The 13,246-nt window shown below is 54.1% G+C and carries 14 protein-coding genes; 13 read left to right on the top strand and 1 reads right to left on the bottom strand.

What is annotated here, in order from left to right; translation table 11 throughout:
* The first annotated feature begins 16 nt into the window (after positions 1-16).
* The 13 genes from QZ279_RS06585 (at position 17) to QZ279_RS06525 (ending at position 10,267) form a co-directional block, all read left to right on the top strand.
* Positions 17-1,003, top strand: coding sequence for a pyridoxal-phosphate dependent enzyme (locus QZ279_RS06585; protein ID WP_293449400.1), 987 nt, complete (start codon positions 17-19; stop codon positions 1,001-1,003).
* Positions 1,003-2,142 (top strand): Xaa-Pro peptidase family protein, encoded by a 1,140-nt coding sequence (locus QZ279_RS06580; RefSeq protein ID WP_293449464.1) that lies wholly within the window; start codon positions 1,003-1,005, stop codon positions 2,140-2,142. The genes QZ279_RS06585 and QZ279_RS06580 overlap by 1 nt, the downstream gene beginning before the upstream one ends.
* Positions 2,139-2,909, top strand: coding sequence for an Asp/Glu racemase (locus tag QZ279_RS06575; protein WP_293449399.1), 771 nt, complete (start codon positions 2,139-2,141; stop codon positions 2,907-2,909). The genes QZ279_RS06580 and QZ279_RS06575 overlap by 4 nt, the downstream gene beginning before the upstream one ends.
* Entirely contained in the window at positions 2,899-3,588 is a 690-nt protein-coding gene (locus QZ279_RS06570) for a nitroreductase family protein (RefSeq protein ID WP_293449398.1), read from the top strand. Before QZ279_RS06575 ends, QZ279_RS06570 begins: the two co-directional genes overlap by 11 nt.
* Positions 3,589-3,912: 324 nt before the next feature.
* On the top strand, positions 3,913-4,200 hold the full coding sequence (yajC, locus tag QZ279_RS06565) for a preprotein translocase subunit YajC (protein WP_293449397.1): 288 nt from the start codon (positions 3,913-3,915) through the stop codon (positions 4,198-4,200).
* Between the two features lie 36 nt (positions 4,201-4,236).
* On the top strand, positions 4,237-5,898 hold the full coding sequence (gene secD / locus QZ279_RS06560) for a protein translocase subunit SecD (RefSeq protein ID WP_293449396.1): 1,662 nt from the start codon (positions 4,237-4,239) through the stop codon (positions 5,896-5,898).
* Between the two features lies 1 nt (position 5,899).
* On the top strand, positions 5,900-6,871 hold the full coding sequence (gene secF / locus QZ279_RS06555) for a protein translocase subunit SecF (RefSeq protein ID WP_293449395.1): 972 nt from the start codon (positions 5,900-5,902) through the stop codon (positions 6,869-6,871).
* 308 nt (positions 6,872-7,179) lie between these two features.
* The gene (locus tag QZ279_RS06550) at positions 7,180-7,542 is read left to right on the top strand and encodes an Mth938-like domain-containing protein (protein ID WP_293449394.1); all 363 of its coding nucleotides are present in this window, start codon (positions 7,180-7,182) and stop codon (positions 7,540-7,542) included.
* Between the two features lie 3 nt (positions 7,543-7,545).
* Entirely contained in the window at positions 7,546-8,163 is a 618-nt protein-coding gene (gene ccmA / locus QZ279_RS06545; RefSeq protein WP_293449393.1) for a heme ABC exporter ATP-binding protein CcmA, read from the top strand.
* On the top strand, positions 8,160-8,816 hold the full coding sequence (gene ccmB, locus QZ279_RS06540) for a heme exporter protein CcmB (protein ID WP_293449392.1): 657 nt from the start codon (positions 8,160-8,162) through the stop codon (positions 8,814-8,816). The genes ccmA and ccmB overlap by 4 nt, the downstream gene beginning before the upstream one ends.
* 41 nt (positions 8,817-8,857) lie before the next feature.
* Positions 8,858-9,586 (top strand): heme ABC transporter permease, encoded by a 729-nt coding sequence (locus QZ279_RS06535; protein ID WP_293449391.1) that lies wholly within the window; start codon positions 8,858-8,860, stop codon positions 9,584-9,586.
* Positions 9,583-9,735 carry a heme exporter protein CcmD gene (gene ccmD, locus QZ279_RS06530; RefSeq protein WP_293449390.1) on the top strand — a complete coding sequence of 51 codons (153 nt, stop codon included), beginning with the start codon at positions 9,583-9,585 and terminating at the stop codon, positions 9,733-9,735. Before QZ279_RS06535 ends, ccmD begins: the two co-directional genes overlap by 4 nt.
* Positions 9,728-10,267 carry a DsbE family thiol:disulfide interchange protein gene (locus QZ279_RS06525; protein WP_293449389.1) on the top strand — a complete coding sequence of 180 codons (540 nt, stop codon included), beginning with the start codon at positions 9,728-9,730 and terminating at the stop codon, positions 10,265-10,267. The genes ccmD and QZ279_RS06525 overlap by 8 nt, the downstream gene beginning before the upstream one ends.
* Positions 10,268-10,466: 199 nt before the next feature.
* Here the strand turns inward: QZ279_RS06525 and acnA are convergent, their stop codons facing one another.
* Positions 10,467-13,151 carry an aconitate hydratase AcnA gene (acnA, locus tag QZ279_RS06520; RefSeq protein ID WP_293449388.1) on the bottom strand — a complete coding sequence of 895 codons (2,685 nt, stop codon included), beginning with the start codon at positions 13,149-13,151 and terminating at the stop codon, positions 10,467-10,469.
* Between the last annotated feature and the right edge of the window lie 95 nt (positions 13,152-13,246).

Below are 13,246 nucleotides of genomic sequence, written 5' to 3'. Positions count from 1 at the left end.
AATTGGGAGATTTAATATGCGCACCATCGTTAACCCTTATCGCGGCACTGGATTTAAGACTGGATTTGAAGCCGTGCCTGCGCCCTCTGTGGATGCCGCAGCGCCACGTGCCTTGTTGGATCGTTGTCCGTCGCATGGGGTCACGCCAATGGTTCAAGCGCTTGCACTGCACATCAAAGACGAACGCGGACGCATGGGTTTGGGTAGTTTCAAAGCGCTTGGCGCGGCCTATGTGATCGCGCATGAGGCACAGCTGGGTTCATTGGAAGGGCGCACATATATCACTGCGAGTGCTGGCAATCATGGGATGTCGGTCGCGGCGGGCGCTAAAGTGTTCGGCGCAAAGGCGGTGATCTATTTGGCCAAGACTGTACCGAGTGATTTCGCAGATCGACTGCGTGAAAAAGGCGCAGACGTGGTTATCGAGGGTGATGATTATGAGGCCAGCATGGCGGGTGCCCAAGCTGCGGCGGCTGCGAATGGCTGGACCTTATTGTCAGACAGTTCTTGGGATGGATATTTCGATTTGCCGCACCGTTTGATGGAGGGATACCTCGCAATGGCAGCTGAGTGCACTGAACAGATGGACGCGCCCACGCATATATTCTTGCAAGCGGGTGTTGGTGGGTTGGCTGGGGCATGCGCTGCCTTGTTCCGTGATGTTTGGGGGGATGAACCTCATATTACGGTGGTTGAACCCGAATTCGCCCCCGCGATTTTCGAGTCCATTCAGGCAGGTGGTTTTGCTGTGTCCACTGGGCCCGTCTCGGACATGGGTCGCCTTGATTGTAAAGAAGCGTCTTTGATTGCCTTGAAAGGTCTGTCTCGTGATACAGATTCCATTACGCTGATAACCGAGGAAGAAGCATTCGCGACCTTGCCGAAACTCGCAGCACTTGGCTTGGCGTCCAGCACGTCAGGGTCCGCTGGTATTACGGCTGCTTTATTGAGCGACTTACCTGAGGGCGCAAAAGTTCTCTGCATCCTCAGCGAGGGTGAATGATGTTCGAACGCTGCGAGTACCTGACGCGTATCAAAGGCGTGCAGACCCGCATGGCCGCACACGGGCTTGGCGCACTTTTGCTGACGCAAGAGGCCGACATCCGCTATCTGACGGGCTATCTGACGCGGTTCTGGGAAAGCCCGACGCGCCCTTGGTTTCTGGTGTTGCCAGCAAAGGGTCTGCCAATTGCAGTGATCCCCTCGATCGGCGCTGCTTTGATGGCGCAAACCGTGGTGGAGGATATCCGCACATGGTCTGCACCAAACTATTCTGACGATGGGGTTTCCCTTTTGACGAGCACGTTGCGTGACGTCGCTGGCAGTGATCCTATTGGCACGCCCTTCGGAATCGAGAGCCATCTGAGGATGCCTCTGGGCGATTGGATGCGGTTGTCGGGTGACGTGACGATCAGCACAGATCACGGCGTCATGCGCGCCGCGCGTATGGTGAAAAGCCCCGCAGAGGTCGACGCGATCCGCGCAGCCTGTCAGATTGCTGGCGGTGCGTTTGCGCTCTTGCCTGAAATTGCGCGCGCACGAACGCCGTTGTCGTCAGTGTTTCGCGGTTTTCAAATGTTGTGCCTTGAGGAAGGCGCAGATTGGGTGCCGTATTTGGCGGGCGGTGCGGGCGCGGATGGCTACGATGATGTGATTTCCCCAGCAAGCGACGCGCCTTTAGAAGTTGGTGACATTCTGATGCTGGATACAGGCGTTATCAAAGACGGCTATTTTAGCGACTTTGACCGCAATTTCGCAGTTGGAAAGCCAAGCGATGCCGCAACGCGCGCTTATGAAAATCTGATGATAGCTATGCAAGCAGGCGAGGGCGCTTTGAGGGCCGGTAACACGGCGTCGGATGTGTTCTATGCGATGGACAAGATCTGCACGGGCGGGGCAGGTGGCCAAAGCGCGGGGCGTTTAGGGCATGGCTTGGGTTTGCAACTGACTGAGGGCCTGTCGTTTACCGCGGATGATCACACGGTGCTGGAGGAGGGCATGGTGATCACGCTTGAACCGGGTGTGTCCGTGTCTGGTGGTGCAGGCTTGATTGTGCATGAAGATGATTATGTTGTCACCGCGACGGGCTGGGAACGGCTGTCGCCCAAACCACCAGAGCAAATGGTCAGGTTGGACGGATGAGCCTACCCTACACATTAGCCCCGCAGATTGGCACAGACGGACGCCTTGGGCTGATCGTTCTGCAATCGGACGAAACGATGGAATCTGAATTGCGTCAGGTTCTGCCAAACAAGGACGTCGCGGCCTTTGTGTCGCGCATTCCAAGCGCATCTGAGGTGTCCAATGAAAGCCTGTCCGCGATGGAGGCGGACTTGCCGCGCGCGGCAGGCTTGCTGCCAAAGACCGTAGATTTTGACGTAGTGGGCTACGGATGCACGTCTGCCTCTAGTGTCATCGGGTCTGAACGTGTGGAGCAATTGGTCAGCGGTGGATGCAAAACGGTACATGTCACGAACCCCGTCAGCGCTTTGATTGCGGCCTGCACGTCGGTTGGCATCAGCAAGCTGGCCTTGCTGACCCCCTACGCGGAAGAGGTGAGCGAGAGTTTGCGAACGGCTCTGTCAGCCAATGGGATCGACACGCCCGTGTTTGGCACGTTCAATGAACCGGTCGAGACGAAAGTCGCGCGGATTGATCCATCCTCGACCCGCGATGCGGCCATAAAGCTGGGCAAAGACACGGGCGCAGAGGCTGTGTTCATGAGTTGCACCAACCTGCGCACGTTCTCGATCTTGAAAGACGTTGAGGCGGGGTGCAACAAGCCTGCATTGTCGTCAAACCAAGCCTTCTTCTGGCATATGTTCGCGCTTGCGGGAACGAAAATGCCAATCCGCAATGAACAGCTGTGGAAAACAACGCTGAGCAAAGGAAACGAACGTGTTCGCTAAAGAAAAACTGGACTACAGCGCCGTTCAACTGCTTGATCGCGTGGAAATGTCTGCGCACGACAGCATCAAAGCAGTCGCAGCGCATTTGGAATTCATGCGTAAGCGTCATTCTGTGCGTGATTTCGCGCCTACAGCGGTTCCTCAAGTGGTCATTGATGCGGCGATTACAGCGGCAGGATCTGCACCGTCTGGTGCGAACCACCAGCCTTGGCATTTTGTTGCGATCTCTAGCGCGGATGTGAAACATCAAATTCGCCTCGCGGCTGAAGAAGAAGAGAAATTCTATGCAGGCGGGGCTGGCGATGAATGGATCAAAGCGCTTGAGCCGGTTGGCACGGACGCCAGCAAACCACATCTTGATATTGCGCCTTGGCTGATCATTATCTTTGCGCAACGGTGGGGCGAATTTGAGGATGGCACGCGAAACAAGAATTACTATGTGCCCGAAAGCGTCGGCATCGCGACGGGATTTTTGATTTCTGCGCTGCATCACGCAGGTTTGACCTGCCTCACGCATACACCAAACCCGATGAAGTTTTTGAATGGGCTTTTGGGGCGTCCCGCATCTGAAAAACCTGTGATGATTCTAGCAGTTGGACATCCTGCACCAGACGCGACTGTGCCGGGCGTTGCTAAAATGAAAAAGCCGTTGACTGAAATCATGTCGGTTTTCGATTAAAACAAAGCGAATTGGTAAAAAAAGGCCGAGCTCAGAGGCTCGGCCGAAGTCCAACAGGGAGGTTCAAGAACTAGACACTTTAGCGCCATCATCATTCGTGTGATTTTGATTTAGTACGCACGTTGCCCGCTTTCAAGGCAGATAATGCCGCAGGTGCAGCATTGCCGCTATGCAGTTTTTGCATAGCTCAAACCCGCGCTCGAAAATCAGGCAGTGATGGCCCATTGCAAAGCCGTGACGCAAATCATAGGTTCTGGCCAAATTCAGGCATGGCGTGCACCTATTTTTCAAAGGGCGGGCCGACATTTAAAAAGGATTACCCCAATGGATGCTGGCGCACTCGGCCAATTCGTTCCTCTTATTTTGATCTTCGCGATCATGTATTTTCTTTTAATCCGCCCTCAGCAGAAAAAGCTGAAAGAGCACCAGAAAATGGTCGAGGGTCTGCGTCGTGGAGATCAAGTGATCACGCAAGGCGGTCTGATCGGAAAAGTGGTTAAAGTAAAAGACGACAACGAAGTCGAAATTGAACTAGCCGAGGGCGTAAAAGTTCGTGTTGTTCAGTCCACTATCGCCAATGTGATCAACAAGACCGAGCCAGCGTCCGCTTAATCCGGACAGCAAGGCAGGCGACGAGAGGCCGGACATATGCTGCAAATTGACCTGTGGAAACGGGTAGTGATCTGGGCGCTTTGCGCGATCGGATTGCTACTGGCCGCTCCCAATGCGTTTTATTCCAAAGTCGAACAGCGCAATGATGCGGTTGCAGAGATCGAATTGTCCGGCACTTCGCCCGAACGTGATGCGATGGTTGCGCAGTGGCCCGGTTTTCTGCCCTCTGGTCTTGTTAATCTTGGCCTAGACCTGCGCGGCGGTGCGCATTTGTTGGCAGAGGTTAAAGTCACCGATGTCTACGTCGCCCGTATGAAATCGCTTTGGCCAGAAGTGCGCAATGCACTGCGTCCAGAGCGTGCGACCATTGGCACGATCCGTTTGCAGCCCTCTGCCGGGGACGAGCTTAAGGTCCGTATTTCCGAACTAGACGGCATGCCCCGCGCGATGGAAGTTGTGCGTGGCTTGGCCCAGCAGGTTGTTTCCTTGTCTGGTGTTGGGTCGTCCGATATCGAAGTCAGTGCGGACGGAGCGGTTCTTACTGTCCGTCTATCCGAGGCCGAAAGACGCGCAACGGACGAGCGCACAATGCAGCAAGCTGTGGAAATTATTCGCCGCCGTATCGACGAGGTTGGTACACGCGAACCTACAATTCAGCGCCAAGGTACGGACCGTATCCTGATCCAAGTACCCGGCATTGGATCAGCGGCAGAATTGAAAGCCATCATTGGTACCACAGCGCAGTTGACGTTCCAACCCGTTGTTGGTCGCGGATCTAACCCTGATGCGTCCCCCGGTATTGGCAATGAAATCCTTCCGTCCTTGGACGAGGACGGTACATTTTACTTGCTTGAAACAGCGCCCGTTGTGACGGGCGAGGAACTGGTCGATGCGCAGCCTGCGTTTGACCAGAATGGCCGTCCTGCGGTGAATTTCCGTTTCAACCCATCGGGTGCGCGTAAGTTCGGTGACTATACGGCGGAAAATATCGGCAATCCTTTCGCGATTGTTCTGGATAGCGAAGTGATCTCTGCCCCTGTGATCCAAAGCCATATCCCGGGCGGATCAGGCATCATCACGGGTAACTTCACGGTTGAAGAGTCCACAAACCTATCCGTGCTGTTGCGCGCGGGAGCTTTGCCTGCAGGCCTCGATTTTCTAGAAGAACGCACAATCGGTCCAGAGCTGGGTGCAGACAGCATCAAAGCGGGGCAGGTGGCCTGCGTTGTCGCATTTGCCTTGGTTCTTGTGTTTATGTTCCTGAGCTACGGAATGTTTGGCATCTTTGCTAACATTGCGCTCATCATTAACGTTGGTCTGATCTTTGGTCTGCTTAGCTTGGTCGGTGCCACGCTGACGCTGCCCGGTATCGCCGGTATCGTTCTAACAATTGGTATGGCGGTGGATGCCAACGTGCTGGTGTTCGAGCGAATTCGCGAAGAACTCAAATCAGCCAAAGGGCCGGCACGCGCAATTGATCTGGGCTACGAAAAAGCACTTAGCGCGATTATTGACGCCAACTTCACCACGTTCATTACCGCTGTGATCCTCTTCGTGATGGGCTCTGGCCCTGTACGCGGCTTTGCGATCACGCTCGGTTTCGGCATTCTCACATCGGTCTTTACTGCGATCTTCGTCACGCGTCTTATCGTTGTGATGTGGTTCGAACGTAAACGCCCCAAAACATTGGAGGTGTGAGATGCGCCTAAGACTGGTCAAGCAAAACACAGCATTCGATTTCTTTTCGAGCTCGCGCACATGGCTCGGCATATCGTTGGTTATGATGGTCATCGGCTTGGGATCGTTCCTCTATCAAGGTCTGAACTACGGTATCGATTTTAAAGGTGGTACGACTGTACGTAGCGAAAGTTCGACGCCCATTGATGTGGGGGCATATCGCGACGCGATTGTGCCTTTGGAACTGGGTGACATCACGATTTCAGAAGTCTTTGACCCGACCTTTGGCGTCGATCAACACGTCGCAATGATCCGCATACAGACCCAAGAGGGCCAAGAGGCCGTGAATTCAGACATCATCGCCAGAGTGCAAGTTGCGCTGCAAGCGATTGCGCCTGATCTCAAATTTGTGTCCGTCGAATCCGTTGGCCCCAAGGTTTCTGGCGAATTGATCCAGACAGCGGCCATTGCGGTTGTCCTCGCGATTGGGGCGGTTCTGATCTATATCTGGCTGCGCTTTGAATGGCAGTTTGCTTTGGGCGCTGTGGCCGCGCTGGTGCATGACGTTATCTTGACCATCGGTATCTTTTCCGAACTTCAGATCAAATTCGACCTCGCGATTATCGCGGCTTTGCTTACCATCGTTGGCTATTCTTTGAACGATACCGTGGTTGTGTTTGACCGCGTGCGTGAAAACCTGCGCAAGTATAAGAAGAAAGACCTGAAGGACGTTCTGAACATTTCGATCAACGAAACACTTAGCCGGACATTCATGACATCTGTGACCACCTTGCTGGCGCTGATTGCTTTGTTCGTACTTGGCGGTGACGTGATCCGTGGCTTCGTCTTTGCGATGATCTGGGGCGTGATTGTTGGTACGTATTCTTCGGTCTTCGTGGCCTCTGCGATCCTTTTGTGGTTGGGCGTGAAACGCGATTGGACCAATAGACCAGATGCGAATGCAGGGACGCAATTCGCCAATATTGATGCCTGATCTCATCACATCAGCCCTCGCAACCGATGGGCTGATGTGGATCGCCTTTATGGCGTCGGCGCTATAGCAGGCCTGTTGAGCGGATCCGTCGGACGACTGGGTCCAACGGTGATCCTGTTTTCATTGATTTCATCCTAATGGGAAATCCATAGATTAGAGGCATGCTATCAGTCTCTGGCATCATGCTTGGCGTACGACTTGGCACATGGCTCTTTCGTCTAGGGTATGAGACGTTATATAGAACGACATCTTATGTGATTATCGGGGCCTTCGCTGTGCGGGGCCTCCCAATTTGGGGGTAGTGCTGCATGCGAATGACTGAGATTGAATTTGATGATGCGCAGCCTGTAGAAGGGTATGGCCCAGGATTTTTCCGCATTGCAGGACAAGTGATTCGGGCACCGATGATTGTCACCGCAACAGGTGCGCGCCCTTGGGGTGGATACGAGGACGCGGAAACGTTGATCGCTATGGCGGATGAGATCGACGTGATCTTTATCGGGACGGGTGACGAGGTTGCCTATCTGCCCGCAGAGTTGCGCGAAAAACTTGACGAAGCAGGTCTTGGGGCTGAAACGATGAATTCCCCGGCGGCTTGCCGGACATACAACGTTCTGGTGAATGATGGACGCCGTGTCGCAGCGGCCTTGATGCCCGTGACAAAGACCTGAGACGTGCAGCTTGGCGTCCATACTCTAAGCGTTGCACGCGGTGGAATTGCGGTCCTCGAAGGGCTGTCCTTCACGATCAAGGCGGGAGGTTGTTTGATCCTGCGTGGTCCTAACGGGATTGGCAAAACAACCCTTCTGCGCACGATTTCTGGGTTGCAGCCTGCGCTGGACGGAACGATTGAAGCAGTTGAAGACAGCATTGCCTATGCGGCCCATTCCGATGGTATCAAGCAAGTCCTAACAGTGCGCGAAAATCTTGCTTTCTGGGCAGAGGTTTTTGGAACCCGCGACATTGCCCCCGCCTTGAATGCCTTCGCCCTTGAACCCCTTGCGGATCGACCTGCAGGTGCTTTGTCTGCGGGTCAAAAACGCCGCCTTGGGTTGGCGCGCCTACTTGTGACGGGCCGCCCTATCTGGGTGCTGGACGAACCTACGGTGTCTTTGGATGTAGATGCCGTCGCGATGTTTGCAGGTGCAATTCATGCGCATCTTGCAAGCGGTGGTATTGCGTTGATCGCGACACATATCGATCTTGGACTTGAGGCGGAAATCCTTGATGTGACCCCGTTCAAAGCCCTTGCACCTTTGGCCCTTGATGATGCGATGGAGGGTTTTCTGTGAAGGCGCTTCTGATCCGTGATCTGCAATTGGCTATGCGGGCAGGGGGCGGTTTTGGTCTTGGCCTCGCGTTCTTCTTGATCGTGACTGCCTTGGTTCCCTTTGGTGTCGGCCCGCAAAGTGCACTACTTTCCACAATTGCCCCCGGTATTTTATGGCTTGGCGCATTGCTCGCCTGTCTGCTGTCACTCGATCGCATTCTTGCACTGGATTGGGAGGATGGCACACTGGATCTACTTGCCTGTGCGCCGCTCCCGATGGAAGCAACTGTCAGCATCAAAGCCTTTGCGCATTGGCTGACCACGGGGCTACCACTGGTCATCGCCGCACCCTTATTCGGATTGCTGCTAAATCTGCCAAGCGCGGGTTACATCCCGCTTGTCCTCTCGCTCCTTTTGGGCACACCTGCACTCAGCGTGATCGGCACATTTGGTGCAGCACTTACAGTCGGAATCAAACGCGGTGGCTTGTTGTTGTCGCTCTTGGTGCTGCCGCTCTATGTTCCCACATTGATCTACGGTGCCGAAGCCGCCCGGCGCGGCGCCGAAGGGCTGTCCTCGACAACGCCGTTGATGATGCTTGCGGGGATCACATTTGGCACCATCGCCTTGCTTCCATTTGCATCTGCAGCAGTGCTGCGCGTAAACATTCGTTAATGTGAATTGAAGTCAACCAGCCTTAGGGATACATCAAAACCATGTCTTTATGGGAATACGCAAATCCGGTGAAATTCATGGCCCTTTCGGGTCGTGTGCTTCCTGTTGTGGCAGTGCTGTCAGGTCTTTGCCTTGTGGTCGGTCTGGTCTGGGGCTTTTTCTTTACGCCCGATGATTTTCGCCAAGGATCAACGGTCAAAATCATCTACCTTCATGTTCCTGCGGCCCTCATGGCAATCAACGTATGGCTCATGATGCTGGTGACCTCACTGGTCTGGATTATCCGGCGCCATCACGTTAGTGCCTTGGCGGCGAAAGCAGCCGCACCCATCGGCGTTGTTATGACGTTGATCGCTTTGATCACAGGTGCGATCTGGGGACAGCCCATGTGGGGCACATGGTGGGCGTGGGATCCGCGCCTGACGTCCTTCTTGATCTTGTTTCTGTTCTATCTTGGCTACATCGCACTTTGGGCGGCGATCGAAGACAACGATTCGGCTGCTGATCTCACGTCGATCCTTTGCCTTGTTGGGTCGGTGTTTGCGCTGCTGTCACGCTACGCAGTCAATTTCTGGAACCAAGGCCTGCACCAAGGCGCGTCGCTTTCATTGGATAAGGAAAAGAACGTTGCAGATGTTTTCTATCAACCGCTCTTGTTCTGCATTGCGGGCTTTGTTCTGCTTTTCATCGCGTTGCTCTTGTTGCGTACGCGCACAGAAATTCGAGTGCGCCGCACCAAATCACTCCTCGCACGGGAGCGCATGGCATGATGCCTGATCTTGGAAAATACGCTGGTTCTGTTCTTAGCGCCTATGGCGCGTCAATCGTTTTTCTCATTGCGATTGTTGTTTTGAGCGTGGTTCAGTCGCGCCGCGCGAAAGCTGCATTGAAAGATGTCGAGGATCGCCGAAATGACTAAAATTTCGCCGCTTATGATTGCACCACCTGCGATTTTCGCAGGGTTAGCGGTGATGTTCTATTTGGGCATGTACCGCGAGGGCAAAGGTGATTTGGAATCTGTCTTCATTGGCAAGCCAGCCCCTTCAATTGAGAAAGCGGCAGAGCTCTCAAGCTTTCCCCCTGTCATCCAAGCCGATCTCGCAAACGGCGACGTCACACTGGTGAACTTCTGGGCCAGCTGGTGCCCACCATGCCGTGCAGAGCATCCCACACTGCTTGAACTGGCTGAAAGCCACGCAATTATTGGTGTGAATTTTAAAGATACCGCTGGAGCGGCGACCAAATACCTTAACGATGATGGCAATCCTTTCAAAGGTGTGGCGTTTGATCCCAAAGGGCGCACAGCCATTGATTGGGGCGTCACTGCGCCGCCTGAAACCTTCATCTTGGACGGCGACGGCACGATCCTTTACCGCTTCGCAGGCCCTTTGATTGGCAGTGATTATGAACAACGGTTTTTGCCAGAGCTGGACAAAGCGTTCGGAAACTGAACTACGCGTCATCTTGGCCTTAAACTCATCCGCACTCAAATCAGTGCTAAAGCCGATATCCGCCTGAGACGCATAACACCTCGCCTATGATAAGAACGATTTTTATAAACTATACTGCGCCGAGGTTAAGCGAACCTGCAAGCACACAACGAAAAAGGGCCGCCCGAGGGCAGCCCTTTTGAGTTTTATGAAGCGTTGCTTAGGACGCTGCGAGATCACGAAGAACGTAGTGGAGAACACCGCCATGTTCGATGTATTCAATCTCGATCGCTGTATCGATGCGGCACTTCAATGCTATGGGTTTCACTGTTCCATCTTCCATTGTGATCGTGCATGGCACCTCTTGCAGCGGCTCGATTGTGTCCAGACCAGAGATAGACACAGTTTCTTCACCCGTTAGGCCAAGCGACCTGCGGCTATCACCAGCAGTAAACTCAAAAGGAATAACGCCCATGCCAACAAGATTGGAACGGTGAATACGCTCAAAGCTTTCCGCGATCACGGCCTTTACACCCAAAAGCGCTGTACCTTTGGCTGCCCAGTCACGCGAGGATCCCGCGCCGTACTGTTCACCACCAAAGATAACCAGCGGTGTGCCAGCTTCTTGATGCGCCATTGCCGCGTCAAAGATGGATGTCTGTGCGCCGTCTGGGCCTTTAGTGTAGCCGCCTTCAACGCCGTCCAGCATCTCGTTCTTTATGCGAATGTTGGCGAATGTGCCGCGCATCATGACTTCGTGGTTACCGCGACGTGATCCGTAGGAGTTGAACTCTCGTACAGGCACTTGGCGATCCACGAGATACTGACCCGCAGGTGAGCTTTCCGCAAATCCACCAGCAGGGGAAATGTGGTCGGTCGTGATCATATCACCCAATAGTGCAAGAACTTTTGCACCATCGATGTTGGTGATCACGCCAGGTTCTTGGCTCATCCCTTGGAAGTAGGGTGGGTTCTGGATGTAGGTCGACGTTGCTGGCCAGTCGTAGACTTCCTGCTGTGGCACGGACACTCCCTGCCACTTTTCATCACCCTTGAACACGTCCGCATACTTTGTCTGGAACGCTTCGCGTGTGACTGTTTGCTCGACCAATTCTGCAACTTCTTGCGTCGTGGGCCAGATGTCTTTCAAATACACATCCTTGCCATCGGGCGTCTGCGCGATGGGGTCTGTTGCAAGGTTGATATCCATTGTTCCCGCGAGCGCGTACGCAACGACAAGGGGAGGCGACGCAAGATAGTTTGCGCGCACATCAGGGCTGATACGGCCTTCAAAGTTGCGGTTTCCGGAAAGAACGGAGGTCGCAACCAGATCGCCCTCATGAATCGCTGCGGAGAGTTCTGGCTGAAGTGGGCCAGAGTTACCGATGCAAGTCGTGCAACCATAACCAACGAGGTTAAAGCCAAGCGCGTCCAGATCAACCTGAAGATTTGCAGCTTCAAGATAGGCGGTCACAACTTGGGAGCCGGGCGCGAGGGATGTTTTGACCCAAGGTTTGCGGTTCAGACCCAGTGCTGCGGCTTTGCGCGCAACAAGGCCCGCGCCGATCATCACATAGGGGTTGGATGTGTTGGTACATGAGGTGATCGACGCGATCACAACCTTGCCGGATTCCATCGTGTAGTCTTCACCCGCAACAGCGACTTCTTTGCCCATGGGACGTTTGAACGTCTCTTCCATTTCGTGTGCGAAGGCTTCTTTCGCGCCAGTCAAAGCCACGTAGTCTTGTGGGCGCTTGGGGCCGGAAATCGCAGGAACGATTGTGCCCATGTCGAGGGACAGTGTGTCCGTGTAAACAGGTGCATAGTTGTCGCCGCGCCAGAAACCGTTCTCTTTTGCGTAGGCTTCAACCAATGCGATACGGTCCTCTTCACGACCTGTTGTGCGCAGGTAACGAAGTGTTTCATTGTCGATTGGGAAGAAGCCACATGTTGCGCCATACTCTGGTGCCATGTTGGCGATTGTTGCACGATCCGCGAGCGGTAGCGTGTCGAGGCCCTTGCCGTAGAATTCTACGAACTTGCCAACAACTCCTTTGGCACGCAGCATTTCAACAACCTTAAGAACAAGGTCCGTACCAGTCGTGCCTTCCATCATCGCGCCTGTCAGCTCGAAACCGATGACTTCTGGGATCAGCATGGAAATTGGCTGACCCAGCATGGATGCTTCGGCCTCGATACCACCGACGCCCCAACCAAGAACCGCAGCACCGTTTACCATAGTAGTGTGGCTGTCTGTCCCAACAAGCGTGTCAGGGTAGGCAACTTCTTCGCCGTTTTGGTCAACGTCTGTCCACACAGTCTGAGAAAGATACTCAAGGTTCACCTGATGGCAAATACCTGTGCCCGGAGGAACAACGCGGAAGTTGGAGAACGCGGACTGGCCCCATTTCAGGAAGGTGTACCGTTCCATGTTGCGCTCATATTCGCGGTCTACGTTCATCTTGAACGCGCGTGGGTTGCCGAATTCGTCAATCATGACCGAGTGGTCGATGACCAGATCAACAGGGTTCAGCGGGTTAATCTTCTGAGGATCACCGCCAAGCGCCTTGATGCCGTCGCGCATCGCAGCCAAGTCTACAACAGCTGGAACGCCTGTGAAGTCCTGCATCAGAACGCGGGCAGGGCGGTAAGCAATCTCGCGTGGGTTCTTGCCACCGTTCGCACCCCATGTCGCGAATGCTTTGATATCGTCGACTGAAACAGTCTTGCCATCTTCAAAGCGCAGCATGTTTTCCAAAACCACTTTCAACGCAGCAGGCAGTTTGGAGAAGTCACCAAGGCCCGCTTCGGTTGCAGCTGGAATCGAGTAGTACGAAATAGAAGATCCGCCAACCTTTAGGGTTTTGCGTGTCTTGCTGGTGTCCTGACCGACTGTAATGGGCATGGGATGCCTCCTGTTGAATGGTGCAAAATTCAGTGTGGTTGCGCGCTATTTGCCCTATGTTCACGATGCAATCAAGGGGGATGCGGCAAATTGTA

It is taken from the genome of Planktotalea sp. (assembly GCF_018607965.1).
GTDB lineage: Bacteria > Pseudomonadota > Alphaproteobacteria > Rhodobacterales > Rhodobacteraceae > Planktotalea.
This window is presented reverse-complemented; position numbering and strand designations above follow the sequence as displayed.